Source organism: Deinococcus carri (assembly GCF_039545055.1).
Taxonomy (GTDB): Bacteria; Deinococcota; Deinococci; order Deinococcales; family Deinococcaceae; genus Deinococcus; species Deinococcus carri.
This window is the reverse complement of record NZ_BAABRP010000012.1, coordinates 34,048-58,138: the sequence shown is the minus strand read 5'-3', so window position 1 is coordinate 58,138 and position 24,091 is coordinate 34,048. Positions and strand designations below refer to the sequence as shown.

Sequence of the window (24,091 nt, the reverse complement as noted above, 5' to 3'; positions counted from 1 at the left end):
GATGGCAAGGACCCCTTCATTCCCTTCCTTCTGGCGCGGCTTCCGCCTCATGTTTCCGCTGTGGCTGGGCATGGTGCCCTTCGCGGTCGCCTACGCCGTCACGGCGCGGGCGGCGGGGCTGGGGGTGTGGGAAACGCAACTGATGAGCCTGAGCGTCTTCGCGGGCGCTTCGCAGTTCGCGGCCGCCGGACTTTTCGCTGGCGGGGCCTCCGCCTGGGGCATCGTCGCCACCACCTTTTTGCTGAACGCGCGGCATGTGCTGTACGGCCTGAGCCTCTCCCGGCAGGTGCCCCTGACCCGCCCGCAGCGTGTGCTGGCGGCGCAGTTCCTGACCGACGAGGCGTACGGCATGGCGGTGGTGAACGGGCCACGCGAGCCGGGCGGCCTGAGTTTCGCCTTCTTGCTGGGGGCCGAACTCAGCCTGTACACGGTGTGGAATGCCGCGACGTTCGCCGGGTCGCTGGCGGGCGCGGTGCTGCCGGACCCCGCCGCCCTGGGCGTGGGTGTGATTTTCCCGCTGGCCTTCCTGGGGTTGCTGGTGCCGCTGCTGGTGGACCGTCAGGCGGTGCTGGTCGCGCTGGCGTCCGGGCTGGGGGCGTGGGGCCTCGCGCGCGTCTTGCCGGGCGGGCTGGTCATTCTGCTGGCCGGGGTGGGCGGGGCGCTGCTGGGGGCGTTCCTGGTCACGCGGGGGCCAGCCCGCCTGGAGGAGCGGGCATGAGTGCCGTCCTCGTCATCGGGCTGATGTGGCTGGTCACATACCCGGTGCGGCTGCTGGGCCTCAGCCTGGGCCGCTTGCGGCTGCCGCCCTTCTGGCTGGCCTTTTTGCGCTTCGTGCCCGTCGGCGTCTTTGCCGCCCTGATCGTCCCCGACGTGCTGGGCAGCCCTGAGTGGCCCCGCCGCCTGGTCGCCGCGCTGCTGGGGGGCCTGCTGATGTGGCGCACCCGCCACCTCGCCCTGGGGATTCTGGGAGGCTTCGCGGCGTACTGGGCGGCGCGGCTGCTGGGGGGGTAAGGGTTGTGGGTCGTAGGGTGTGGGCTGTGGGGGCTTCAGCGGAAGCCCGAGCCTCAGCTTGCCGACAACCCACACCCCACAGCCTCCCCCCGCCGCGCTATGCTGGACGGCGCATGACGGGTCAGGCGGCAGCAGTCATAGACGGAAAGTACCAGGTCGTGCGGGAACTCGCGCGCGAGGGGCACGTGACCCTCAGCGAGGTTCGCGCCGGGGAGGGGGTCACGCGCCGGGTGGCGTGGTTCGACGTGGCCTCCCCGGCAGCGCGGCAGGGCTTTCACGCGTACCGCGCCGCCCTGCGCGCCATCGCCCCGGCGGGCCTGACTGACGTGGTCGCCCGGCCCGGAGCCTATTACGCGGTGTGGCAGCCGGTGAGCGGCACACCCCTCGCGGAGGTCGCCGCGCAGCCCAAGCAGCAGGCGGAGGTCGCCCTGGCGGTGCAGGCCCTCGCCGCGCGGCTGGCCGAGCACGGCTACGCCCTCCCCGACGCCGACGTGGTCGTGGACGGCCAGGACGTGCGCGTAGCGTACCTGCGCCCGGCCCCCGAGGGCCGCACCCCCGAGGAGGCCCTGCGCCTGAACGAGGGGGCGCTCGCGCCCTTCCGGGGGGGGCGCGTGAAGCGCAAGCGGCAGCCGGGCGCATGGCTGACCTTCGTGCCGGGGCTGTTTTTCCTGGGGGGGGCCGCCTACCTGGGCGCGCAGGCCACCCAGGTCTACCTCAACCCCCCGGTCCATGAGGTGGCGGGCGTGACCGGCCAGTCCGCGCAGGACGCCGCCCGCAAGCTCACGTCGGCGGGCTTCCAGGTGGACTACGCCAAGGGGGACGCGGCGGGGCTGCCCATCGGCGCGGTGATTCGCCAGGACCCGGCGGCGGGCACCAATCTCCCGGTGGGCCGCCTCGTCACGCTGACGGTCAACAACCCGCCCTCCCTCAGCGTGCCCAAGCTGGAGGAACTCACGGTGGACCAGGCCCGCGCCTCCCTGCGCGACAATGCCCTCGCGCTGGGCAAGGTCATCCGGGTGGACGGCACCCTTACCAAGACGCCGGAAGGCCGCATCATCGCGCAGGTGCCCGAGGCGGGAGCCGACCTGCAACGCGGGCAGCCCGTGCAGGTGATGGTGTCTACCGGCGTGCGCGGCAAGGAAACCTGGCTGACCAACCTGACCGGCCTGACCTACGACGCCGCCCGCAAACACGCCCAGGTTGCCGGGCTGGTCGTGACCCGCGTGCTTCAGCAGGCCAGCGACGCCCCCGAGAACACCGTCCTGGAGCAGACCCCCGCCCCCTACGTGCGCGTGCCGGTGGGCAGCCCCGTGACCCTGACGGTCGCCACCGCCCGCTACACCCCGCCCAGCCAGCCCGCCGGAAGCCTGCCCCTGCCCCCGCCCTACGTGCCGCCCGTGCCCGAGGAGACTGACCCGGCGCAGACCGGTTCCGACCAGACGGACCAGGCGACCCCGGACCAGAATGGCCCCGGCCAGGTTACCCCGGACCAGGGCGGCCAGACGGAACCCTCCACCGGGACTCCCGCGCCCACCCCGCAGGAGATTCCGGCCACCCCGGCCCCCGACACCTCCTCCCCGTCCACGCCGGGGGCGAACGCGCGAACGGTCCACTTCCGCTACGCCTTCCCCGGCGACCTGCCCGCGGGCAGCTACACCGTCGCCGTGCGCGACGCCGACGGCGAGCGCGAGGTGCAGGGCGCGACCGACAGCACGCAACTGGCCGGGGCTGTGGCCGAGGGCGACGTGCAGGTGCGCGGCGACGCCACGTTCATCATCCGGCAGAACGGCAACGAGTACGCGACCGTCACGCCCTGAGGGTTGTGGGGTGTAGGTTGTGGGCTGTGGGAAAGGCCCCCGACCACCCACGTCCCACCACCCACACCCCATGATTTACCTCGACTACGCCGCCACCTACCCCATGACGCCGGAGGCGCTGGCCGCCTATCTGGAAGCCGCCGCGCTGCCCGGCAATCCCGCCTCCGTCCACGCCGCAGGTCAGGCTGCCCGCGAGCGGCTGGAAGAAGGCCGCGCCCGTGTCGCCGCCGCTCTCGGCGTGGATGCCCGCACCCTGATTGCTAACGGTGGGGGCACCGAGGGCGACAATCACGTGCTGCTGGGTGTGGCCCAAGCCTGGGAGGAAGCGCACGGACAACCCGGCCACCTCGTCACCACCCTGACTGAGCATTCCGCCGTGCTGGCCCCGGCCCGCTGGCTGGAGTCGCGCGGCTGGGCCGTGACCTTTCTGGCACCGGATGTGCAGGGACGTTACACGCCTGAGCAACTCGCGGAGGCGCTGCGGGAGGACACAGCCCTCGTCTCCATCCACCACGCGAACAACGAACTGGGCACGGTGCAGGACACACCCGCCCTTGCTGCCGTGGCTGCCGCGCGGGGCGTCCCCTACCACACCGACGCGGTGCAGGCCCCCGGCGTGCTGCCCCTCGACCTCACTGGCTGGGGCGTCACCTTCGCCACCTTCAGCGCCCACAAGTGGGGCGGGCCGCGCGGCGTGGGCTTCCTGTACCTGAAGCGCGGCGCGGTTCTTCCCGCCGTCACGCTCGGGGGCGGCCAGGAGGGTGGCCTGCGCCCCGGCACCCAGAACACGGCGGGCGTGTACGCAGCGGGAGTGGCCCTGACCCACGCGGAGGCGGCACGGGAGGAGACGTTCGCCCACCTGACCCGTGTCCGTGACCGTTTCCTGGCGGGGGTCGCGGATATTCCCGGCCTACGCGTGAACCAGCCCGCGGACGCCAGCCCCAAGGTCGCCTCCGTCACCCTGCCCGGCGCGGACGGTGAGGCGCTCCTCATGAACCTGGACCTGCTGGGCGTCTCGGCCAGCGCCGGGAGCGCCTGCGCCGCCGGGACCATGCAGCCCAGCCACGTCCTGACCGCCATCGGCCTGGGCGAGGCGGACGCCCGCGCCACCCTGCGCTTCAGCTTCGGGCGGGCGACCACCGAAACCGAGGTGGACGCGGCGGCGGACGCGCTGCGGCAGGCGGCGGAGTGGAGCCGGGGTTAGCCCAGCTCCGCCCACCGCGCGAGTTCTGCCGCGTCAGGCCGCTGAAACCAGCCGTCCCATTCGAGCAGTTCCTCCCGCGTGACCGGAAACGTGGCGGGCGGAAGGTTCCTGTTGCGCTCCTCCAGCCGCCGCCACAACTCCTCCAGCGGCACGTCCAGCATGTGCAATTCGGCCCGCACGCCCAGCGCCCTCGCCCGCTCGCGGTACAGCTCGCGTTCCTCCCTGGACCAGAAGCCGTAATCCAGCACTACATTGACGCCCAGGCTCAAGGCACGCGCCGCCACGCTCCACAGCAGGTCGTGTTCCAGCACCGCCCGTTTGTTGTCCGACTCGCTCGCGCCGAACAGCGGCCGCATCCACTCGTCCGGCGTCAGGCGCAGCGCCGAATGCTCCTGCTCCAGCCGCCGCGCCAGCGTGGTCTTGCCCGCACCGGGGAGGCCGACGAGGAGAAAGAGGGTGGGCGCAGGATGACCGCTCAACACGGTGTGGCGGCTAGAAGGGCAGCAGGCCGGTCATCAGGTACACGCTCCCCTTGCGTCCCGGTTCCCGGTCCAGCCTGTTGAACCCCTCGATGCGGCCATCCACGCGGCAGTATTCCGTCTGGCCCTCGGTGCGGCACGCCACGTCGTGAAGCTTGCCGTCCAGGGTCCTCATCTCTCCGGTCTGCAACCGGGAAGCCTGAAAGATATGGGCGCGGGCGAAGTTCCCCGCCTCCGCGGAGGTCAGGAACTCGCCCAGGCTGACCCCCTTGCGACTCAACTCCCGCCCGAGCTGGGCCTTGATGTCGGCATCGCTCGCGTTGACCAGCAGCACCGTGACCTCCCCCTCCCCGCTTTGCAGGGTGGGCAGCAGCGCCCGGCAGGCCACAGCGTCCACGCCCCGCGCGCAGGATGCGACGAACTCCCGCGCGTCGGGCGGAGTGTACAGGTCCAGGCCGGGACTGCACGCGCTCAGCAGACCGGCGGCGCACAGGAGGGCAGACCGTGGCAGCTTCATGGGTTCAGCATAAGCGGAGCGCCGGGCCATCTGGCCGGAATCTGTGCGGGGAGGCTCGGAGTGTTGCCCCCAGCGGCAGAGGGCCGGGTTCAGTCGAAGTTGAACCCAGGGTCCGGAAAGACGCCCGTCTGGAGGCCCGGAAAGGCGGCCCGCAGCTCTCGCGCCAGTTGCCGCAGGCCCCACAGCTCGGTCCGGCGGTGCCCCAGCGCGACCACCCCCAGGCCATGCGCCCGCGCCGCCCCCACTGCCGACGGGCGCAGCTCCCCGGTGAGGTACACGCGGACCCCCTGCTGCGCTGCGGCCCCCAATAGTGCCGGATTCATCGCGTTCATCAGGGCCAGTCTCAGCGGTCCGGCGGGTGGCTCCGGCGGCCAGGATGTGTCCTCGCCGCCCAGCTCGGCCTGAAGGGCGGCGCGGAACGCCTGCCAGTCGCCTTGCGGGGGAGCCGCGGCCAGGCCCACGAGTCGGCCCTCCCAGGTCACTTCCTCCACGTCCGTCCAGCCCAGGGTGCGGGCGAGCCTGCGGTTCGGTCCGGTGGTGAGCCGCGCGTCGAAGCCGTCGTGGGCGGCCAGCACCCCCCGTCCCGGCCAGTGGCTCCCCACCCGCCGGGCGCGGTGCAGAAAGAGGGCGTCGGCCTCCAGAGCGGGCGGCAGGTCGGCGGGTTCCAGGGCGAGGGCCAGGCGGCGCACCTCCGGCGGGCCGTCCCGGCGCAGCGGCTCCGGCTCGTCCAGCTCGGTCCGCAGCCAGTCGGCGAGCTGGGTCAGGGTGGGTGGCAAGAGGAGGGCCTCTACCGGCCCGCCGGGATTCCAGCCCCCGCCAGCACCCGCCCGAGGCCCTCCTCGAAGCGGCGCACCGTGCCCTCCACGTCCGCCAGCTTGTCCAGCCCGAACAGGCCCACGCGGAAGGTCTTGAAGTCCTGCCCCTCGCCCACCTGGAGCGGCACGCCCGCGGCAATCTGCACCCCCGCCTGAGCGAACGCCTTGCCCGTGTGGATGGCGTCCGCGTCGGTGTAGCAGACGACCACGCCGGGGGCCTGGTACCCCTCGGCGGCGACGCTGGCGAAGCCTGCCTCCTTCAGCACCTGGCGGACGCGCCCGCCCAGGTCCCACTGCGCCGCCTTTGCCCGCTCGAACCCGAAGGCCTTCATCTCCAGCACCGTGTCGCGGAACTGGCGCAGGCCGTCGGTGGGCAGGGTGGCGTGATACGCGAAGCCGCCCCCCTCGTAGGCGCGCATGATGTTCAGCCACTTTTTCAGGTCGAGGGTGAAGCTCACCGAGTCGGTCGCGTCCACCCGCTCTGCGGCGGCCGCGCTCATCAGGACCACCCCAGCGCAGGGCGTGCTGCTCCAGCCCTTCTGCGGCGCGGTAATCAGAATGTCGATGCCCAGCGCCCGCATGTCCAGCCACACGGCCCCGGAGGCGATGGCGTCGATCACCAGCAGCCCGCCCGCCTCGTGCGTCGCCTGGGCGAGCTGGCGAATGTAGTCTTCCGGCAAAATGATGCCCGACGAGGTTTCCACGTGCGGCGCGAACACCAGCGCGGGTTTCTCGCGGCGGATGGCGGCCACCGCCTCCCCGATGGGTGCGGGCGCGTAGGGCTGCTGGCGGCCCGTGCCCTGCTCCCCGGCCCTCAGCACGGTCACGGCTTCCGGCACGCGGCTCATCTCGAAAATCTGCGTCCAGCGGTAGCTGAACCACCCGTTGCGAATGACCAGGCAGCGCTCGCCCTGTGCGAGCTGGTCCACCACCGCCTCCATCGCGGAGGTGCCCGACCCCGGAATCATCGCCACGGCGTCGGCGTGATACACCGCCTTCAGTTCGGCGGAGAGGTCGCGCATCACCTCCTGGAACGCGGCGGACATGTGGTTGAGCGAGCGGTCGGTGTAGACCACCGAGTATTCCAGCAGGCCGTGGGGGTCGATATCGGGTCGCAGGGCAGGCATGGGGTCAGGATAGCCCTGGCCTGGGTCTACCGAGGCGACGTGCTTTAACAGGTGAGGGCAGACCGCTCTCTGAGGTGGCCTGCCCATTCACCTCCATCCGGCTTAAGGATGGGACAAAGAAAGCCCCCACCACCTTCCGGCGCGGGGACTTCCTGGCTGATACGGATTCCGTCCAATTCCTGAACAGTCGGGAGGGCACCGCCTGTTCATCCATTTCCCGAAATCCGCCCTTGTTCCTTCTCCCTCTGGTCGGATTTCCGGGTGTTTTCAACACCCTTCAATCGGAATCAGTATGACGACTGAAAGCTGACCGCTTCCCTCAGAACTGCGCCAGCACCGCCTCCAGCCGTTCTTTCTGCGCCCCGAAGTCCTGCACCCGGCGGCGTTCTTCCTCGATCACTTCCTGGGGGGCGCGGGCCACGAAACCGGCGTTACCGAGCTTGCCCTGCGCCTGCTTGATCTGCTTGTCGAGTTCCGCCAGGCGCTTTTTCTGCTTGCCCAGCCAGTCCGCGATGTCCACGGTGCCTTCCAGCGGCGCGCGCACGCTCACGCCCTGTTCCACGGCGCTCAGCGTCCGGCCCTCCAGTGCGGGCACCAGCGTCACGCGGGCAATGCCCTCTACCACGCGGGCGTTCTCCTGCACGGTGGCGCTCAAATCGCCCTCCACGGCCACGTTCAGGCGGTCCTGGGGCGAGAGGCCCAGCTCGTTCTTGAGGCTGCGGGCGGCACTCACGGCGGCGCGCAGGGCATCGAAGGCGCGGGTGGCCCCGGCGTCGTGCAGCGCGGCCTCGAACTGCGGCCAGGCATGCAGCGCGAGCTGGCGGCGGTGGCCCAGCGAGGCGTACAGCTCGGAGGTGATAAAGGGCATGAAGGGATGCAGCAGCTTGAGGATGTGCTCCAGCACGGCCTTCAGCGTGGCGAGCGTGCCCAGTTGCCCGGCGGCGAGGGCGGGCTTGGCCGCCTCGATGTACCAGTCGCAGAACTCGTCCCAGGTGAAGGCATACAGGGTGCGGATGGCCGCGCCGATGTCATAGGCGTCGAGCTGTGCGCTCGCCTCCGCCGTCACCGCGTTCAGGCGGCTGATGATCCAGCGGTCGGCCAGGGTGAGGTCGTCGCGCGTCCGCAGGGTCGCCAGCACCTCGCTGCTGCGCAGGGGCGGATGGTCAGCGGGGTTCACGGCGCTGCGGACATAACGGGTCAGGTCGTCATGGTCCGTGAGTTGCGGCGCGGCTTCCGACAGGCGCAGCAGCGCGAAACGGGCCGCGTTCCAGAGCTTGTTGGCGAAGTTGCGCCCCTGCTCGAAGCGCCGGGGGTCGTGCCGGATGTCCTGCCCGCCGGTGCTGAGGCTGGTGAAGGCGAAGCGGCAGGCGTCCACGCCGTACTGGTCGAACAGTTCCAGCGGGTCGATGCCGTTGCCCTTGCTCTTGGACATCTTCTGGCCCTTGGCGTCCAGATACAGGCCGTGCAGCATCACCGTGCCGAAGGGGGCCTGCCCGGTCATCGCGTACCCGGCCATCTCCATGCGCGCCACCCAGAAGAACAGGATGTCGTAACCCGTCACCAGCACCTGCGTCGGGTAGAACTTGCGGTAGTCCTCGCAATCGGTATCGGGCCAGCCCAGGGTGGAAAAGGGCCACAGGTTGCTGCTGAACCAGGTGTCGAACACGTCCGGGTCGCGCCGCAGGTTGAGGTGCGCGTAGCGCGGGTCCTGGTCGCAGTCGAGGTCGGGATTCTCGGGGTCGGGCACGTAGACGTTGCCCTCCTCGTCGTACCAGGCGGGAATCTGGTGGCCCCACCAGAGCTGGCGGGAAATGTTCCAGTCGCGGATGTTCTCCAGCCAGTCGCGGTTGACCTTGCCGTATCGCTCGGGCGTGAGCTGAATCTCGCCCGCGTCCAGCCCCTCCAGCACCCGCTGCGCCATCGGCTTCACGTGGACGAACCACTGGGTACTCACGATGGGTTCGACCGGCACCTTGGTGCGCTCGGACAGGCCGATGGCGGTGTCGTGGTCCTTTTCCTCCAGCAGGTCGCCGGATTCGGTCAGGGCCTTGACCACGGCCTTGCGCGCCGCGAAGCGTTCCAGGCCCCGGAACTCTGCCGGCACGAGGTCGGACGTGAGGTTGCCGTGCAGGTCGATCACGCTGGGCCGCGCCAGGCCGTGCCGCTCCCCCACCTCGAAGTCGGTCGGGTCGTGCGCGGGCGTGATTTTCAGCGCCCCCACCCCGAACTCCCGCTCCACCGCCCCGTCCGCGATGATGGGCACGAGGCGGTCGGTGAGGGGAATGCGCGCCCGTTTGCCGACGAGGTGCGCGAAGCGTTCGTCCTCGGGATGAACGGCAATCGCCTGGTCCGCGAAGATGGTCTCGGGGCGCACGGTGGCGATGCGAATCTCGCCGCTTTCCCCATTGCTGGCGGGGGTCTGCGAGTCCTCCAGCTTGTAACTGAGGGTGTACATCTTGCCCTTGCGGACCTCGCGGTCCACTTCCATATCGGACACAGTGGTCTGCCCCGCCGGGTCCCAGTTCACGATACGCTCGCCACGGTAGGCGAGGCCCTCGTGGTACAGCTTCACGAACTGCGCACGCACGGCCTTGGAGAGGCTCTCGTCCATCGTGAAGCGCTCGCGGGTCCAGTCCGCCGAGACACCGAGGCGGGCCAGTTGCCTGAAGATGGTCCCGCCCGATTCCTCGCGCCAGGCCCAGGCCCGCTCCAGAAAGGCCTCGCGGCCCAGGTCGTGTTTCGTCTGGCCCTCGTCCTTCAGTTGTTTTTCCAGCAGCACATGCACGGCGATACTGGCGTGGTCCGTGCCCGGCAGGTACAGCGCCTCGAAGCCTGCCATGCGCTTGTAACGAATCAGCGTGTCGATCAGCGTGTTGTCCAGCGCGTGCCCCAGGTGCAAGCTGCCGGTCACGTTCGGCGGCGGAATCACGATGGTGAAGGGCGGTTTGCCGCTGCTGGCGTCGGCGCGGAACGGCTCGCTGCGCCAGCGCGCGGCCCAGGCGGGTTCGACGGCGGCGGGGTCGAAGGCCCTGTCGAGGGCCACGGCAGCAGCAGCGTCAGTGCCGGCGGCGTCCTGGGATGGAAGGGATGGATTCATGTTGGTGTCGGTCATGGCCTGGCTCCATTCGGAAAGGGCGGGAAAACAAAACGCCTCGTCCGCCGGAGATGAACTCCGAATGCGGACGAGACGAGGCGTTCTCTGCGCTGTGTCCCGTGGTACCACCGCCGTTCCGGCCCGTATGCGGGCGCGGCGCTCGTGCGCGCTGTGACGGGCGCAACCCGGACGGCTCTACTTCCCTCACGGGGTTCTTCCGACCTGCTCGCGGGCGACTTTCCCCGGCGGCCTTCCCGTTCCGGCTCTCAATCCCGGCCAGAACTCCCTGTGGGTGCCGCTTCCGGGTACTCCTCCCGGTCATTGCACCGGCAGTATACGGCGGCCCGGAACGGAATGCATCGGTCAGGTGGCGCATGGCGGGGAAGAGGACTGGGCGTCATGCTCGGGGGGTGCCGGAACTCCAGGACTTCACGCTGTACCACCGCGCCGTGCGGGACGTGCGGGGCGACCACCTCCTGCCCCTGAATACCCTGCGCGGCCCCCACCCCGACGTGTACGCGCGCGAGGTTGCCAAGTACGCGGGCCGCGAGGCGCTGCGGGACGAGCGGGTGCTGCCGCTGGCGTGCGGCTGGGGCGACGTGCTGTTCTTCTCGCCCGTCCACCCCGGCGCGCTGCTGGATACGGTGAGGGCCACGGGCCGGACGGTGCCGCCCCTGCGCTTCTGGACCGTGAAGGCCGCCGAACTCGACCCCGCACGGGCCTGCATCCGCTTCGTGCGGCCCTGGCCGGGCGGAACGTACAGTCCACCCGTGCCCGCGGACTACGCGCCCTTCGACGCGGCGACCCTCCAGCGCGTGTGCGAACCGTCCGCCGCCACGCTGGAGCGGTTGCGAAACCTCCCGCCCGATGCCCCACTGATTCTCTGGTCGGACGTGCCCCATGTGTTGTACCGGGGCACGCTGCCGCTGTCGGCCCTGGGGGAGGTGCGCGCCTGAAGCCCCCGCCTCTGCTGGCGGCTGGAAGCTGACTGCTGGCCGCTCCCCTCAGCCCACCTCCACCAGGCCCGCCGTCAGGAAGGGCCGCAGCGTTTCCAGCGTCTGACGCGGGGGCTGGCCGACGCGCTCCAGCAGAGTCTTGAGGGGCAGGCCCTCGGGGATCAGGCTGAGGGCCACGTACTGCGCCTGGGTCACGGGCTGGGCCTCAGTCCAGCGGGGGGTGAAGCGCAAGGGGCGGTTCCAGTCGGGAAACACGCGCAGCAGACCCTGCCAGGCGTCCGCGTCGTCGATCAGGCGGCGCAGGGCCACGCCCTGCCGCAGCGCCAGCGTCCGCTCGGTGGGGGGCACGTCCGGCGCGAAGGTGAACTGGCCGCTGTCCAGGCTGCTCAGCACTTGCAGCGCTGCCTCGCCCGTCAGCGCCCCCACCCGCGCGTGGACCACCTCGCCCGGCTCGAACCACAGCTCGCCGCCCCGCGCGTGCGCCACACTCAGCCGCCCGGCCCGCCCGCTCGACAGCAGCATCTGCATGACAGGCATGAAGGGAAAGACCGCCAGATCACCGCGCACCATGAAAGCAGTCTAAGGGTCTAACCGTCCAACCGTCTAACGGCTGAGACGCTTCCGCCCATTCGGGGGAAAAGCCGAGGAGAGCCGCGCTGGCGACTCTCCTTAGACCGTTAGACCTTTTGACGGTCAGACAGGCGCGCGAGCGCCTCAGTCGATGCTGGCCCGCCAGCGCCACTCCGAGGCGCGCTTCATCACGTGGGCCAGGCCGCCGGTGATGGCGAGCTTCTGGTTCCAGGGAAGCTTCATCCAGCCGACCGCCATCAGGCCGCCGAGGCTGACGAACTCGCCCAGGGTGGTCGGCTCGTAGGGTTCCAGCTCCTCACCCTTGGCCAGGCGCATCAGGTTCTTGCCGGTCAGGCGGCCCTGCTGCCCGGCGTGCTGGGCGGTGGTGGGCACCGGCTTGCCTTCCTGGTTGAGCGCCAGGCCCATGTCGCCGATCACGAACACGTCGGGGTAGTTCTTGGCGCGCAGGAACTCGTCCACCGCGATGCGCCCGCCCGGTCCCTTCTCCAGCCGCTCACCACGCACGATGTCGCGGGCCTGGATGCCGCCGGTCCAGATGATCTTGCCGGCGGGAATGACCTGCTGCTGCCCGTCGGCGGTCTGCACCGTCACGCTGTCGGCGGTGGCGCTCATCAGGCGGTGGCCCACCAGGATGTGGATGCCGTACTCGCGCAGGGTGTTCTCGGCCTTCTGCCGCAGCGCGTCGTCCAGCACGGGCAGAATCTTGGGGCCGGCCTCGACCAGGTAAATCTGGATCGGGGGCAGACCGCGCTCGCGGCTGAGCACCTCGGCGCGCTGCGCGAGTTCGGTGACCAGTTCTACGCCGGTCAGGCCCGCGCCGCCCACCACGATGTCGCGGTTGCCCGTGTAGTCGCTGCTGTAGACGCGGTTGATGAAGTTGAAGATTTCATCGGCGTCGCTGAGCTGCTTGAGTTCGGCGGCGTTCTCGGCCAGGCCGGGAATGCGGTAGAAGTTGGTGACGGAACCGAGGCCCACGACCAGCTTGTCGTAGGTCAGCACCCGCCCGTCCTTGAGGGTGACCTCGCGCTCGTCGAGGTTCACGTTCTCGACCTGCGCCTGCTCCAGATGCACGCCGGTGCCGCGCAGCAGCGGCGTCAGCGGCAGGGTCACCGGGGTGTTGTGTGCGGCGGCCTCATGCAGACGGGTTTCAAAGGTGTGGTAGGCGTTCTGCTCGACCAGCAGGGCTTCCAGACCGGGCGTGGGTTTGAGCTTGGTGGCTACCGCGAGGCCCGCGTAACCAGCACCGAGAATCAGGGTCTTCATGCAAACACTCCTGTGAACGAATTCACGAGTAGGCTCCGGGGCAGACTCTGCCCACAAAACCGCCGGGGGTTGCCTCCCGGCCCGTGACAACAGCGTACACCTTACACCAATCCGGTCTGTCACCCTCCACACTGCCGCCCTCCCGTGGGGAAAGAGGCAGATGACCCTGGTGCGGGCGCGGTTTTGCCGCAAAAGGCGTCCCCACCACCCGGGTGAGGACGCCAGGAAGAACTGGGGGTCAGAGCGGGCTGAAGACGAACTTCTCGCTGGTGCCGCCGCGCAGGACGCTCTCGGTATGTTCACCGAGGTATATCTCGCCGGTGATGGCTTCCAGCGCGCCCCACACTGCGCCTAGCGTGAAGGTGCATTTGCGGTCGCTGCCCAGGGCTTCGCCGGCCAGGCAGACGGTGTCCTGCATCTCGATGACGATGTTCTCGCCCTCGCGGTAGGACCGGGTGACGGCGGCCAGGCAGGTGCCGTCCCTGCCGATGGCGGCGTTGAGCAGGGGCGCGACCTGCTCGACCGGCACGTTGCTGCCGGTCAGGCCGAGGCTCTGGACCAGGTCGCGGCCCCGCACCTTCCCGGCGCGGGTAAAGACCACGGCGGCACCGTCTGTGCCGAGGGTGTCCTCGACGCCGACGATCACGGCCTTGAAGCAGACGATGGAGTTGAAATCCCCCAGGGTGGGGCGCAGCGGCTGGGTGGTGGTGGCGGTCATGGACGTCCTCCGGGGATACAGGGTGGCAAGCAGGTCTCTGAGGGAAGGGGGTGGGGGGCCAGCGTGGCCTGGGGACATCCGGTTACAGGATGTTGGCGACACCTTCGGCAGTGTCGCGGGCTTCCATGTGCAGCAGGCCCAGGTTCATGCCGGTGGGAGCCACCACGGCCAGCACGCCCTTGTTGCCCGCCGCGTAGATGTACACCTGGCCCTGGGCACCGCTCACGCTCATGTCGGTCAGGGTGCCCGAGCCGAGGGTGTCGTTGATGCGCTTGCCCAGGCCCAGCGCGGTGGCGGCCATCGCGGCGACGCGGTTGGCGTCGGTGCCGTCGCTCATGGTCTGGGCGATGGGCAGGCCGTCCACAGTGGCGACCAGCGCGCCGCGCAGTTCGGGCATGGCGCTGCGCAGGTTGGTGAGGGTGGCGTTGAGGCGGTCTTGCTTGCTGAGGGTCGCGGTCATGGTGAGGTCCTTTCGGGGTGCCCGGTCAGGGCTAGGCGTGAGAGGTGAGGGTGAGTTCCAGCAGCCGGGCCAGCAGGTGCCGGGCCTGTGCGGGGTTGGTGGCGTCCAGGCCCACAACTTGCTGCTCCGGCAGGTCGAAGTACAGGGCCACGTCGGCGGGCTGCCACACGCGCGGCTGATCCTGCCGGGTCACGCCGACCAGGAAGGGCACCGGGATGCGGCTGGTGATGAATTCCAGGATGTTGCGGGCGTGCCCGAAGTCCTGCGGGCGGTCCCCGGCCACAAGCAGTACCAGGCCGAGTGCTCCTTCGCACAGCACCTCCCACATGAAGCTGAAGCGGTCCTGGCCGGGCGTGCCATAGAGGTGGAGGTCCTGCCCATCCAGGTGCAGGGTGCCGAAATCGAAGGCGACGGTGGTGCTCTGCTTGCCGATGTCCTCGCTGGCCTCGGCCTCGGTGGCGATGACGGGGGTCTGGGAGAGCGTCTGGACGAAGGTGGTCTTGCCCGCGCCTACCGGGCCGGACACTACGAGTTTGAGGGGAGCCTGGGGAAGAGTCATGATCGGGATGTTCCGGCCAGCCGGCGCAGGGCACCAAGCAGGCGGTGGACGAGAGGGGCGGTGGCGGGGGACGGGGACGCCGGGAACACGTCCGCCGTGTGGGGCGTTTCCAGGGCGAGGGATACGGAGACCGGCTGGGGCCGGGCCGCCCGCAGCGGGGCGATCAGGTCCACGGCGCGCAGGCGGTGCAGCGCCACCTGCACGTCGCGTTCGGTCTGACCCACCTGCCGGGCCAGTTCCGCGGCGCTGGCCCCCTGCGCCAGATGCGGCTGGAACAGTGCCCACGCCGCCGCCAGCGAGGGCGGCACGGCCAGGCGGCCTGGGGCGGGCAGGAAGCGGGTATCGGGGTGAGGCAACTGGTCCAGGGGAATGGACGCCCCGGCAAACTCTTGAAGCGTTTCCACCAGCGGCAGTACGTAGGAACTGGGCAAGGGTTCCGGGAAGTCCTCGCGCTGAAACTCGAAAGCCCCCCGACCCTGAAGGTGCAGTTCCCGCAGGATGTTCCGTACCTGCGCCTGCTCCCGCACCAGAAAGCCGTCCACATAGAGCGCACGGAGTTGTCCATGGGTCAACGTCAGTTCCAGCGTGTGGCCCTGGTAAGCCTCATGAAAAAACAGGGTGCCGGTCTGGGGCTTGAGAACTCTTGCCAGATCGGTGAGCGCGTGGTGTTCGAGGTCACCGAAGAGGGCCATATCAACTCCTTTCTGGGACGGGAACGAGGGCTTGAACAGGGCTGACCGGCAGGTTGCCGGCGACGGAGGCTGGCCCTGCTGTGAAAAACCGTACACGGACAGAAATCACGATTTTGTCACGTTTTATTGCATGGATTGAGCCGGACTTTTGGCTTGTGGGCAGCAAAAATACCGTCTGTCACGGTATTTTCTTTGGTTTTAAGAAATATGTTTGATGTTGAGAGATATAGCCGGGTGCCTTCCTCACCGGAGAGGAGTCCTGGCGAACGTTCCGGGGCTTTTCCTGCCTGCCTGCGCCCTGGCCTGTTTCGTGCTTGAATGGAAGCTGTAACCACAACCTACAGGCACGCCGCGCCCACCGGGTCCGGCGTCTCACCGCACACGCCCCCAGCCCGGAGGTTGAACATGCAGGAGAGGAACCGCCGCCCCGTCCCCCCCAGATGGACCCCGCTCAGCGGAGGCCAGCGATGAACGTCACCGTGACCGTCAATGGCCGGGCCTACACCCGTGACGTGGAACCCCGCACCCTGCTGGTGCATTTCCTGCGGGAGGACCTGGGCCTGACCGGCACGCACGTGGGCTGCGACACCAGCCAGTGCGGGGCCTGCACCGTCCACCTGAACGGCGACGCGGTCAAGAGCTGCACCGTCCTCGCCGTGCAGGCCGACGGCCAGAGCGTCACCACCATCGAGGGCATGGGCACCCCCGCCGACCTGCACCCCCTCCAGGCGGGCTTCTGGGAGAAACACGGCCTCCAGTGCGGCTTCTGCACCCCCGGCATGATCATGAGCGCCGCCGAACTCCTCAGGCACAACCCCGACCCCAGCGAGGAAGAGATCCGCCACCACCTCGAAGGCAACTACTGCCGCTGCACCGGCTACCACAACATCGTCCTCGCCGTGCAGCAGGCGGCGGGAGCGATCCGGGAGGCGGCGGGGGCGGGGCAGGCGGCGGACGACTAATAGGACGCGGGAAGCGGTGCGCGGTAGGCAGGAAAAGCTCTTCACCGCGTACCGCGCACTCCCCGGGAGGGAACCCAATGACCGAATCCAGACCCGACAAATACATGGGCCAGGCCCTCAAGCGCAAGGAGGACCCGCGCTTTATCACCGGGACCGGGCAGTACACCGATGATTTCGTGCTGCCGGGGATGCTGCACGCGGCGATGGTCCGCAGTCCCTACGCCCACGCGCGCATCACGAACATCGACCGGAGCAGTGTGGAGGGGTTGCCCGGCGTAGTGGCCGTGCTGACCGGCGAGGACGTGGAGGCGGCGGGGGTCGGCCCCATTCCGGTGGGGTGGTTGCTGCCCGAGCTGAAGGTGCCCGCGCACCACGCCATCGCGCGGGGCGAGGTGAACCACGTCGGGGACATCGTGGCGGCGGTGGTTGCCGAGACGCGGGCGCAGGCGGAGGACGCGGCGGCGCTGCTGGCGGTGGACTACGAGCCTCTGTCCTCCGTTGCGCTGGGGAGTGCCGCGCTGGAGGAAGGCGCGCCCCAGGTCCACGACGACGTGCCCGGCAACGTCGCCTTCCAGTGGGAAATCGGGGATGAGGCCGCGCTGCAAGGGGCGTTCAACCGGGCGCACAAGACGGTGAAGGTGCAACTTCGCAACCACCGCCTGATTCCCAACGCCATCGAGCCGCGCGCCTCGCTGGCGCAGTTCACGCCCGCCAGCGGCGAATATCTGCTCTACACCACCTCGCAGAACCCGCACATCCACCGCCTGATTCTGGCGGCCTTCGTGATGGGCATTCCCGAACACAAGCTGCGCGTGATCAGCCCGGATGTGGGGGGCGGCTTCGGCTCCAAGATCTTCCAGTATCAGGAAGAGGTGATCGTGCTGCTGGCCGCGCAGAAGCTGGGCAAACCGGTGAAGTGGGCCGCCCGCCGCAGCGAGAGCTTCGTGTCTGACATGCAGGGCCGCGACCACCAGTCCGTGGCTGAGCTGGCGGTGGACGAGAACGGCAAGATGCTGGGCCTGCGCGTGAATACGGTCGCCAACCTGGGCGCGTACCTGACCCTCTTCGCACCCGCCGTGCCGACCTATCTCTACGGCACGCTGCTCAACGGCGTGTACAAGTTCCCTGCCATTCACGCCAAAGTCACCGGCGTCGTCACCAACACCATTCCGGTGGACGCCTACCGCGGCGCGGGCCGACCCGAGGCCACCTACCTGATCGAGCGCACCGTGGACGTGATGGCGCACGAACTGGGGATGGACCCGGCCGAGTTCCGCCGCATCAACTTCATCGGGCCGGACGAGTTCCCGTACCAGACGCCCGTCGCGCTGGTCTACGACTCCGGCAACTACGAACCCGCCCTCGACAGGGCGCTGGAGATGATGAACTACGCGGACCTCCGCGCCGAGCAGGAACGGATGAAGGGCACGAACAAAATCCTGGGTATCGGCCTGATTTCCTACCTGGAAGCCTGCGGCCTGGCCCCCTCCGCGCTGGTCGGGCAACTGGGGGCGCAGGCGGGGCAGTGGGAAAGCAGCCTGGTGCGCGTCCACCCCACCGGCAAGGTCGAGCTGTACACCGGCTCGCACAGCCACGGCCAGGGCCACGAGACGGCCTTCCCGCAGATCGCCGCCGACGAACTCCAGATTCCCATCGAGGACATCGACCTGATTCACGGTGACACGGGCCGGATGCCCTACGGCTGGGGCACCTACGGCTCGCGCTCGGCGGCGGTGGGCGGCTCCGCGCTCAAGATGGCCCTGGGCAAGATCACCGCCAAGGCGAAAAAGATCGCCGCGCACCTCCTCGAAGTCTCCGAGGAGGACGTGGAGCACGAGGGCGGCGTTTTCCAGGTCAAGGGCGCGCCGGGCCAGCAGAAGACCTTCTTCGATGTGGCGCTGATGGCGCACCTCGCCCACAACCTCCCGGAAGGCATGGAGCCGGGGCTGGAAGCCACCGCCTTCTACGACCCCAAGAACTTCGTGTATCCCTTCGGCACCCATATCGCGGTGGTGGAGATCGACACCGACACCGGCAAGGTCAGTCTGCGCGCCTACGGCTGCGTGGACGACTGCGGCCCCCTGATCAACCCGCTGATTGCCGAGGGCCAGGTGCACGGCGGCATCGCGCAGGGAGCCGGGCAGGCCCTCTGGGAGGAGGCCGCCTACGACGAGGACGGCAACCTGCTCGCCGGGACTTTCATGGAGTACGCCGTCCCGCGCGCCGACGACCTCCCGCACTTCCAGACCGACCACACCGTCACCCCCAGCCCCCACAACCCCCTGGGCGTCAAGGGCATCGGTGAGGCCGGCACCATCGCCAGCACCGCCGCCGTCGCCAACGCCGTCATGGACGCCCTGTGGCACGAGTGCCGTATCCCGCACCTCGACATGCCCTACACCAGCGAGAAGGTGTGGAGGGCGATTCGGGAGGCGCGCGGCGGGGGGATGGGGCAGGCAGCGGACGACTGATAGGGCGCGGGAAGCGGTGCGCGGTGCGCAGGAAAAGCCTTTCACCGCGTACCGCATACCGCGCACCGCGTACTTTCCGGAGGGATTCATGTACCCAGCCAATTTCGACTACCAGAAAGCCGCCACCGTCGCCGAGGCGCTCGCGGTGATGGCAGCCAATCCGGACGTGAAAGTGATTGCGGGCGGGCACTCGCTGCTTCCGGCCATGAAGTTGCGGCTGGCGCAGCCGCCCGCGCTGCTCGACGTGTGGGGCATCGAGGAGCTGAAGGGCATCCGGCGCGAGGGGGACACCTTCGTGGTGGGGGCGATGACCACCCACGCGGATGTGCTGCGCTCCGAACTGCCGCTGTTCCCGGAAGTCGCCTATGAGGTGGGCGATCCGATGGTGCGCAACCGGGGCACCATCGGCGGCTCGCTGGCGCACGCCGACCCCAGCGCGGACTACCCGGCGGCGGCCCTCGCGCTGGGCGCGGAGTTCGTGATTCGTGGCCCGGAGGGTGAGCGAGTCGTTCCCGCCGACGAGATGTTCGTGGGCATGTTCGAGAGCGCGGTGCAGCCCGGCGAACTCCTCACGCATATCCGCATTCCCGCGCAGGTGCAGGCGAGCGCCTACGAGAAGTTCAAACACCCGGCCAGCCACTACGCGATTGTGGGCGTGGCCGTCGTCCGTGACGCGAACGGCCAGATTCGCGCCGCCTACACCGGGGCGGGCGAGAAGGCCGAGCGGCTGCACAAGCTGGAGGAACGCCTGAACAGCGGGCAGCCGGTCGGCACCGGACTGGTCGAGTCGGCGGGCCTCCTTGGGGACCGTTTCGCCAGCCCGGAATACCGCGCGCATCTGGTGGACGTGCTGGCGGCGCGGGCGGCGGCGAGGGTCTAGGGGAGCCGTCAGCTTTCAGCGGTCAGCCATCAGCAAAAAGAGAAGGGGGCCACTCCAGCCGGAGCTGCCCACCTTCCCCTAACGCCTAGCGCCTCATCCCTAAGCCCTGATACGGATTCCGTCCAATTCCTGAACAGTCGGGAGGGCACCGCCTGTTCATCCATCTCCCGAAATCCGCCCTTGTTCCTTCTCCCTCTGGTCGGATTTCCGGGTGTTTTCAACACCCTTCAATCGGAATCAGTATTACTCGTGCATCCCCGCCACATGCGCGTGGCCGTGTTCGAGTTCCTCAGCGGTGGCGTCGCGCACGCTCTTTACGGTCACGTCGAAGTCGAGGACCTGTCCGGCGAGCGGCGGGTTGAAGTCCACCTGCACCTGGTCACCCTCAATGCCGACGACCGTGAAGGGCAGGACGCTGCCGTCTTCGGCCTGGGCGTAGTAGGTCTGGCCGATCTCCGGCTCGTCGTCGAAGTCGCTGCGGTCCAGGGCCTCCGTGTTGTCCTCGTCGCGCTCGCCGTAGCCTTCCTCGGGCTGGACGGTGACGTGCAGGCTGTCCCCGGCCTTCTTGCCTTCCAGGGCCTTTTCCAGGCCGGGAATGATGTTGCTGTGGCCGTGCAGGTACGCCAGCGGGTCGCCCGGCTCGCTGCGGTCCACGACCTCGCCGTCCACCTTGAGCACGTAATCGAGTTCGACAACCTTGTCCTGCGTGATGTTCATGTCTGTTCTCCGTTCGGTGGGGGTGTGGGGGATGGCATCCGCATGCGCGTGGCCGTGTTCGAGTTCCTCGGGGGTGGCGTCGCGCACGCTCTTCACGGTCACGTCGAAGTCGAGGACCTGTCCGGCGAGCGGCGGGTTGAAGTCTACCTGTATCTGCTCCCCTTGCACGGCGACCACCGTGAAAGGAAGCACGCTGCCATCTTCAGCCTGGGCGAAGTAGGTTGCGCCGACCTCAATCTGGTCGTCAAAGTCACTGCGGTCAAGCGTCTCCGTATTGTCCTCGTCGCGCTCGCCGTACCCCTCTTCAGGCTGGACCGAGACATGGAGGCTGTCTCCGGGTTTTTTGCCTTCCAAGGCCTTTTCCAGCCCCGGAACGATGTTGCCGTGCCCTTGCAGATACACCAGCGGTTCACCCGGCTCGCTGCGGTCCACGACCTCGCCGCCGACCTTGAGCACGTAGTCGAGTTCAACCACCTTGTCCCGAGTGATGTTCATGTCTGTTCTCCGTTCGGTGAGAGCTGGCGGAATCTCGGGCTTGCCCCAGAAGTCTACCCTCTCATGCCGGGGTGAACGGGGCGGGGCGTGACTTGCCTTAACGAAGCGAGAATGCCCCCCCTCCTGCCAGGAGACTGCCGCCAGGGGCCTATGCTGCCCGCATGCTGCCCAACCGTCCCGACTTCCCCATGCACGTCAGCGTCGAGCAGGCGCGGGAGATGCTGGCCGCGCTGCTGCCTGCGCCCGGCACCGAGATCGTTCCGCTGGGCCAGGCCCGCGGGCGCACCCTGGCCGCCGACCTCGCCGCGAGGGTCAGCCACCCCAGCGCGACCGAAAGCGCCCTGGACGGTATCGCTGCCCGCGCGGCCGACACCCTGACCGCTGCGGCTGCCGCGCCCGTGCGTCTGCGCGTGGTGGGGGAGAGCCGCGCTGGCGTGCCTTTTGGGGGAACGGTCGGCCCCGGTGAGTGCGTCCGGATCTACACCGGGGCACCCCTGCCGCGGGGAGCGGATGCCATCTGCCCGGTCGAGCAGCTCAGCGAGGATGGTCCCGATCACGTCCTCCTCGCCCGGCCCGCCAGCCCCGGCGACGTGCGGCACGAGGGGGGGGACTTCCGCAGCGGAGAGGTCGTGTTGCGCGCGGGGCAGCCCTTCACGCCGCCCCGTGTGGCACTGGCGGCGGCCCTGGGCCATGCGGAGGTGCCCGTGCGCGGCCGCCTGCGCGTCGCGCTGCTCTCGACCGGCGACGAGGTGGTCGAACCCGGCCTTCCCCTGCGGCCCGGCCAGGTGTACGACAGCAACCGCTTCGGCCTGCAAGCCATGCTCGAAGAATGCGGGTGCGAGGTGCTGGCCCTGGGCCACGCCCCCGACAGCCCCGAGGCCCTGACGGGGGCCATCGCGGCGGCGGGCGGGGCGGACGTGCTGCTGACGAGCGGGGGCGTCAGCATGGGCAAATACGACTTCATGCGCGACCTGCTGCTGGAGCGGGGAAAGGTCGCCTTCTGGAAGGTGCGGATGCGGCCCGGTGGCCCCGCGCTGCTGGGCGGCTGGAACGGCCTCCCGGTATTCGGCCTGCCGGGCAACCCGGTCAGCAGCCTGGTCGTGTTTCAGGTCATCGTGCGCCCTGCCCTGACCGGGCAACCCGTGCAGACGCTCCGGCTGCGGGCCGCCACACCCTTTCGGGGCCTGCCTGACAAGATGGCCTTCTGGCGCGGGATTCTGCGCGAGGGGCAGGTGCACGACTACGGCAAACAGGGCAGCGGCGTCCTGCGCTCGCTGAGTGAGGCCAACGCGCTGGTGGTGGTGCCGGAGGGCGGGGCCGTGCGGGCAGGGGAGGATGTGGACGTGGTGTTGCTGTAGGGCGGCCAGCTTCCAGCCACCAGCGACCAGCAAAAGCCACCTGAGCCTCAGCGGAGGCGGCTTTTTGCTGGCGGCTGACGGCTGGAAGCTGGCCGCCCTACAGCAACGCCCGGTGGTCCGCCAGCATGCAGCGGTCCTGAATCACGTCGATGCCGCGCTCGGTCAGGGCGCGGGCGGTGGCCTCGTCGCGGATGCCCTGCTGCATCCACACCACCCTGGGCAGGGGCTGCATGTTCAGGATGTCCGCGAGGTGGTCGCGCACCTTGTCGCTGCGGCGGAAGATTTCCACCACGTCCACGGGCGTGCCGATCTCGGCCAGGGTGGAGACGGCCTTGTGGCCGAAGAAGCTCTCGCCGCGGGCGGCCAGCGCCGGGTTCACGGGGATGATGGTATAGCCCTGGCGGTGCATGTACTCGGGGACGTAGTAGGCGGCCTTCATCGGGTCGTGATGAAAGCCCACCACGGCGATGACCTTGTTGTCAGTCAGGACGCGCAGCACGTCCGCGGTCTGCTGCAATTTCGTCATGCGTTCCTCCCCAGGCCCGCGAAAGCGCTGCGGGCGGCGTCCAGCGTGGCGTTCAGTTCGGTGTCGGTGTGGGCGGCGCTCACAAAAATGCTCTCGAATTGCGAGGGTGCCCAGTAGATGCCCCGCGCGAGCAGGCCCTGGAACCAGGCGGCGAAGGCCTGGGTGTCGCTGCGCGCCGCGTCCGTGTAGGTGCGGAGGGAGCCGTCGGGCGCATCCTGAAAAAAGGCCGTCAGCATCGAGCCGATGTGGTTCACGCTGAGGGGCACGCCCGCCGCCCGCGCCGCCGCGCTCAGGCCCCCCGCCAGCGCCGAGGTGTACGCCTCCAGCCGCGCGTAGAGGCCGGGGTCCCCCTCCAGCACCTCCAGCGTGGCGAGGCCCGCCGCCATCGCCAGCGGGTTACCGCTCAGCGTGCCCGCCTGGTACACCGGCCCCTGCGGGGAGACGAAATCCATCACGTCCGCCCGGCCCCCGTAGGCCCCCACCGGCAGACCCCCGCCGATGATCTTGCCCCAGCAGATCAGGTCGGGTGTCAGGCCCAGCAGGCCCGTCGCGCCGCGCAGCGAGAGGCGGAACCCGGTCATCACCTCGTCGGCAATCAGGAGCGCACCCCTCTCACGGACGCGGTGCAGGGCGGCCAGGAACTCCGGCGTGGGCAGCAGCACGCCCGCGTTGCCCACCACCGGCTCGAAAATCACCGCCGCGATTTCATGGCCGCGCTCCGCCAGCAGGGCGTCCAGGGCCGCCGGGTCGTTGTACTCGCTCACCAGGGTCAGGCGGGCGTATTCCTCGGGCACGCCCGCGCTGCTGGGGGCCGAGGTGCCCAGCGCCCCTTCCGCGTTCGTCAGCAGCCCGCTGCCCGCCTCCACCAGCAGGCCGTCGGCGTGGCCGTGGTAGTTGCCCCGGAACTTCACGATGAACTTGCGCCCGGTAAAGCCCCGCGCCAGCCGCAGCGCGCTCATGGTGGCCTCGGTGCCGCTGTTCACGAAGCGCACGCGGTCCACGCCGGTCAGGCGCGTGACCGTCTCGGCCAGGCGCACCTCACCCTCGCCTGGCGCGCCGAAACTGGTGCCGCGCGAGAGGGCTGTCGCAATCGCCTCGCGCACCGCCGGGTGGTCGTGGCCCAGAATCATCGGCCCCCAGGACCCGATGTAGTCCAGCAGGCGGTGGCCGTCCACGTCGGTCAGGTACGCCCCGTGCGCCTCGCGGATAAAGCGCGGGGTGCCGCCCACGCTCCGGAAGGCGCGTACCGGGCTGTTCACGCCGCCAGGTGTCACGGCCCGCGCACGGGCAAACAGCGCCTCCGACTGGGTGGTGGAAGGGAGAATCTGGGTCGTCATGCCGCCCACCTTACGGCAGCCTGATGAGGGCACGCGGGAAGG

General features: G+C 69.3%; 23 protein-coding genes and 1 pseudogene. 9 read left to right on the top strand and 15 right to left on the bottom strand.

All coding sequences use genetic code 11. The features are described from left to right. Positions 1-49 precede the first annotated feature (49 nt). From ABEA67_RS13900 to ABEA67_RS13885, 4 genes are all read left to right on the top strand, one after another. On the top strand, positions 50-718 hold the full coding sequence (locus ABEA67_RS13900) for an AzlC family ABC transporter permease (protein WP_345466200.1): 669 nt from the start codon (positions 50-52) through the stop codon (positions 716-718). Next, positions 715-1,011 carry an AzlD domain-containing protein gene (locus tag ABEA67_RS13895; protein WP_345466199.1) on the top strand — a complete coding sequence of 99 codons (297 nt, stop codon included), beginning with the start codon at positions 715-717 and terminating at the stop codon, positions 1,009-1,011. The genes ABEA67_RS13900 and ABEA67_RS13895 overlap by 4 nt, the downstream gene beginning before the upstream one ends. Positions 1,012-1,124: 113 nt before the next feature. Further along, on the top strand, positions 1,125-2,828 hold the full coding sequence (locus tag ABEA67_RS13890; RefSeq protein ID WP_345466198.1) for a PASTA domain-containing protein: 1,704 nt from the start codon (positions 1,125-1,127) through the stop codon (positions 2,826-2,828). 70 nt (positions 2,829-2,898) lie between these two features. Then, positions 2,899-4,032: a cysteine desulfurase family protein gene (locus ABEA67_RS13885; RefSeq protein WP_345466196.1), complete on the top strand. Its 1,134-nt coding sequence runs from the start codon at positions 2,899-2,901 to the stop codon at positions 4,030-4,032. On the opposite strand, the gene ABEA67_RS13880 is transcribed toward ABEA67_RS13885, so the two are convergent. The 5 genes from ABEA67_RS13880 to ABEA67_RS13860 all read right to left on the bottom strand — a co-directional run bounded on the left by ABEA67_RS13880 (position 4,029) and on the right by ABEA67_RS13860 (position 10,082). Continuing rightward, a complete protein-coding gene (locus tag ABEA67_RS13880; protein WP_345466194.1) occupies positions 4,029-4,511 on the bottom strand; it encodes a P-loop nucleotide/nucleoside kinase family protein in 483 nt (160 codons plus the stop codon). The genes ABEA67_RS13885 and ABEA67_RS13880 overlap by 4 nt on opposite strands. Positions 4,512-4,524: 13 nt before the next feature. Continuing rightward, a complete protein-coding gene (locus tag ABEA67_RS13875) occupies positions 4,525-5,028 on the bottom strand; it encodes a hypothetical protein (RefSeq protein ID WP_345466192.1) in 504 nt (167 codons plus the stop codon). An 89-nt stretch (positions 5,029-5,117) separates the two neighbouring features. Continuing rightward, the gene (locus ABEA67_RS13870; RefSeq protein WP_345466190.1) at positions 5,118-5,804 is read right to left on the bottom strand and encodes a Nif3-like dinuclear metal center hexameric protein; all 687 of its coding nucleotides are present in this window, start codon (positions 5,802-5,804) and stop codon (positions 5,118-5,120) included. A gap of 11 nt (positions 5,805-5,815) precedes the next feature. Further along, complete coding sequence (locus ABEA67_RS13865) at positions 5,816-6,970, bottom strand: aminotransferase class V-fold PLP-dependent enzyme (protein ID WP_345466188.1); 1,155 nt, start codon at positions 6,968-6,970, stop codon at positions 5,816-5,818. 319 nt (positions 6,971-7,289) lie between these two features. Next, complete coding sequence (locus ABEA67_RS13860) at positions 7,290-10,082, bottom strand: valine--tRNA ligase (protein WP_345466186.1); 2,793 nt, start codon at positions 10,080-10,082, stop codon at positions 7,290-7,292. A gap of 392 nt (positions 10,083-10,474) precedes the next feature. Here ABEA67_RS13860 and ABEA67_RS13855 point away from each other — a divergent pair, with 392 nt between their 5' ends. Further along, positions 10,475-11,020 (top strand): hypothetical protein, encoded by a 546-nt coding sequence (locus ABEA67_RS13855; RefSeq protein ID WP_345466183.1) that lies wholly within the window; start codon positions 10,475-10,477, stop codon positions 11,018-11,020. Between the two features lie 48 nt (positions 11,021-11,068). Here ABEA67_RS13855 and ABEA67_RS13850 read toward each other — a convergent pair whose 3' ends face one another. From ABEA67_RS13850 to ABEA67_RS13825, 6 genes are all read right to left on the bottom strand, one after another. Then, positions 11,069-11,590 carry a DUF4388 domain-containing protein gene (locus ABEA67_RS13850; RefSeq protein ID WP_345466180.1) on the bottom strand — a complete coding sequence of 174 codons (522 nt, stop codon included), beginning with the start codon at positions 11,588-11,590 and terminating at the stop codon, positions 11,069-11,071. Between the two features lie 144 nt (positions 11,591-11,734). Then, positions 11,735-12,874 (bottom strand): NAD(P)/FAD-dependent oxidoreductase, encoded by a 1,140-nt coding sequence (locus ABEA67_RS13845; RefSeq protein ID WP_345466178.1) that lies wholly within the window; start codon positions 12,872-12,874, stop codon positions 11,735-11,737. A 238-nt stretch (positions 12,875-13,112) separates the two neighbouring features. Then, positions 13,113-13,592 (bottom strand): hypothetical protein, encoded by a 480-nt coding sequence (locus ABEA67_RS13840; RefSeq protein WP_345466175.1) that lies wholly within the window; start codon positions 13,590-13,592, stop codon positions 13,113-13,115. 82 nt (positions 13,593-13,674) lie between these two features. Beyond that, on the bottom strand, positions 13,675-14,052 hold the full coding sequence (locus ABEA67_RS13835) for a roadblock/LC7 domain-containing protein (protein ID WP_345466173.1): 378 nt from the start codon (positions 14,050-14,052) through the stop codon (positions 13,675-13,677). Between the two features lie 31 nt (positions 14,053-14,083). Then, positions 14,084-14,611: a GTP-binding protein gene (locus tag ABEA67_RS13830; RefSeq protein WP_345466171.1), complete on the bottom strand. Its 528-nt coding sequence runs from the start codon at positions 14,609-14,611 to the stop codon at positions 14,084-14,086. Beyond that, positions 14,608-15,303: a hypothetical protein gene (locus ABEA67_RS13825; RefSeq protein WP_345466169.1), complete on the bottom strand. Its 696-nt coding sequence runs from the start codon at positions 15,301-15,303 to the stop codon at positions 14,608-14,610. The genes ABEA67_RS13830 and ABEA67_RS13825 overlap by 4 nt, the downstream gene beginning before the upstream one ends. A gap of 467 nt (positions 15,304-15,770) precedes the next feature. Here ABEA67_RS13825 and ABEA67_RS13820 point away from each other — a divergent pair, with 467 nt between their 5' ends. The 3 genes from ABEA67_RS13820 to ABEA67_RS13810 all read left to right on the top strand — a co-directional run bounded on the left by ABEA67_RS13820 (position 15,771) and on the right by ABEA67_RS13810 (position 19,616). Beyond that, positions 15,771-16,265 carry a (2Fe-2S)-binding protein gene (locus ABEA67_RS13820; protein WP_345466167.1) on the top strand — a complete coding sequence of 165 codons (495 nt, stop codon included), beginning with the start codon at positions 15,771-15,773 and terminating at the stop codon, positions 16,263-16,265. Between the two features lie 77 nt (positions 16,266-16,342). Then, the gene (locus tag ABEA67_RS13815; protein WP_345466165.1) at positions 16,343-18,736 is read left to right on the top strand and encodes a xanthine dehydrogenase family protein molybdopterin-binding subunit; all 2,394 of its coding nucleotides are present in this window, start codon (positions 16,343-16,345) and stop codon (positions 18,734-18,736) included. Between the two features lie 88 nt (positions 18,737-18,824). Next, on the top strand, positions 18,825-19,616 hold the full coding sequence (locus tag ABEA67_RS13810; RefSeq protein WP_345466163.1) for an FAD binding domain-containing protein: 792 nt from the start codon (positions 18,825-18,827) through the stop codon (positions 19,614-19,616). A 243-nt stretch (positions 19,617-19,859) separates the two neighbouring features. Here ABEA67_RS13810 and ABEA67_RS13805 read toward each other — a convergent pair whose 3' ends face one another. Together ABEA67_RS13805 and ABEA67_RS13800 are read right to left on the bottom strand one after the other, a co-directional pair. After that, positions 19,860-20,333, bottom strand: coding sequence for an FKBP-type peptidyl-prolyl cis-trans isomerase (locus ABEA67_RS13805; RefSeq protein WP_345466299.1), 474 nt, complete (start codon positions 20,331-20,333; stop codon positions 19,860-19,862). Positions 20,334-20,369: 36 nt separating this feature from the next. Next, positions 20,370-20,828 (bottom strand): annotated as a pseudogene (locus tag ABEA67_RS13800) (FKBP-type peptidyl-prolyl cis-trans isomerase); the annotation flags it as partial. Between the two features lie 161 nt (positions 20,829-20,989). Here ABEA67_RS13800 and ABEA67_RS13795 point away from each other — a divergent pair. Beyond that, positions 20,990-22,186 (top strand): molybdopterin molybdotransferase MoeA, encoded by a 1,197-nt coding sequence (locus tag ABEA67_RS13795; RefSeq protein WP_345466160.1) that lies wholly within the window; start codon positions 20,990-20,992, stop codon positions 22,184-22,186. A 97-nt stretch (positions 22,187-22,283) separates the two neighbouring features. Here the strand turns inward: ABEA67_RS13795 and ABEA67_RS13790 are convergent, their stop codons facing one another. Both ABEA67_RS13790 and hemL read right to left on the bottom strand, forming a co-directional pair. Then, positions 22,284-22,712, bottom strand: a complete 429-nt coding sequence (locus tag ABEA67_RS13790) for a CoA-binding protein (RefSeq protein ID WP_345466158.1) — start codon at positions 22,710-22,712, stop codon at positions 22,284-22,286. Beyond that, entirely contained in the window at positions 22,709-24,049 is a 1,341-nt protein-coding gene (gene hemL, locus ABEA67_RS13785; protein ID WP_345466156.1) for a glutamate-1-semialdehyde 2,1-aminomutase, read from the bottom strand. Before hemL ends, ABEA67_RS13790 begins: the two co-directional genes overlap by 4 nt. Between the last annotated feature and the right edge of the window lie 42 nt (positions 24,050-24,091).

Bases quoted from the DNA above. Each gene is read 5' to 3' on its own strand.
- ABEA67_RS13885 (WP_345466196.1), top strand. From the start codon at position 2,899: ATGATTTACCTCGACTACGCCGCCACCTACCCCATGACGCCGGAGGCG.
- ABEA67_RS13795 (WP_345466160.1), top strand. From the start codon at position 20,990: ATGCTGCCCAACCGTCCCGACTTCCCCATGCACGTCAGCGTCGAGCAG.
- ABEA67_RS13790 (WP_345466158.1), bottom strand. From the start codon at position 22,712: ATGACGAAATTGCAGCAGACCGCGGACGTGCTGCGCGTCCTGACTGAC.
- ABEA67_RS13840 (WP_345466175.1), bottom strand. From the start codon at position 13,592: ATGACCGCCACCACCACCCAGCCGCTGCGCCCCACCCTGGGGGATTTC.
- ABEA67_RS13860 (WP_345466186.1), bottom strand. From the start codon at position 10,082: ATGACCGACACCAACATGAATCCATCCCTTCCATCCCAGGACGCCGCC.
- ABEA67_RS13805 (WP_345466299.1), bottom strand. From the start codon at position 20,333: ATGAACATCACGCAGGACAAGGTTGTCGAACTCGATTACGTGCTCAAG.
- hemL (WP_345466156.1), bottom strand. From the start codon at position 24,049: ATGACGACCCAGATTCTCCCTTCCACCACCCAGTCGGAGGCGCTGTTT.
- ABEA67_RS13850 (WP_345466180.1), bottom strand. From the start codon at position 11,590: ATGGTGCGCGGTGATCTGGCGGTCTTTCCCTTCATGCCTGTCATGCAG.
- ABEA67_RS13810 (WP_345466163.1), top strand. From the start codon at position 18,825: ATGTACCCAGCCAATTTCGACTACCAGAAAGCCGCCACCGTCGCCGAG.
- ABEA67_RS13865 (WP_345466188.1), bottom strand. From the start codon at position 6,970: ATGCCTGCCCTGCGACCCGATATCGACCCCCACGGCCTGCTGGAATAC.
- ABEA67_RS13900 (WP_345466200.1), top strand. From the start codon at position 50: ATGTTTCCGCTGTGGCTGGGCATGGTGCCCTTCGCGGTCGCCTACGCC.
- ABEA67_RS13815 (WP_345466165.1), top strand. From the start codon at position 16,343: ATGACCGAATCCAGACCCGACAAATACATGGGCCAGGCCCTCAAGCGC.
- ABEA67_RS13830 (WP_345466171.1), bottom strand. From the start codon at position 14,611: ATGACTCTTCCCCAGGCTCCCCTCAAACTCGTAGTGTCCGGCCCGGTA.
- ABEA67_RS13825 (WP_345466169.1), bottom strand. From the start codon at position 15,303: ATGGCCCTCTTCGGTGACCTCGAACACCACGCGCTCACCGATCTGGCA.
- ABEA67_RS13820 (WP_345466167.1), top strand. From the start codon at position 15,771: ATGAACGTCACCGTGACCGTCAATGGCCGGGCCTACACCCGTGACGTG.
- ABEA67_RS13835 (WP_345466173.1), bottom strand. From the start codon at position 14,052: ATGACCGCGACCCTCAGCAAGCAAGACCGCCTCAACGCCACCCTCACC.
- ABEA67_RS13895 (WP_345466199.1), top strand. From the start codon at position 715: ATGAGTGCCGTCCTCGTCATCGGGCTGATGTGGCTGGTCACATACCCG.
- ABEA67_RS13875 (WP_345466192.1), bottom strand. From the start codon at position 5,028: ATGAAGCTGCCACGGTCTGCCCTCCTGTGCGCCGCCGGTCTGCTGAGC.
- ABEA67_RS13845 (WP_345466178.1), bottom strand. From the start codon at position 12,874: ATGAAGACCCTGATTCTCGGTGCTGGTTACGCGGGCCTCGCGGTAGCC.
- ABEA67_RS13890 (WP_345466198.1), top strand. From the start codon at position 1,125: ATGACGGGTCAGGCGGCAGCAGTCATAGACGGAAAGTACCAGGTCGTG.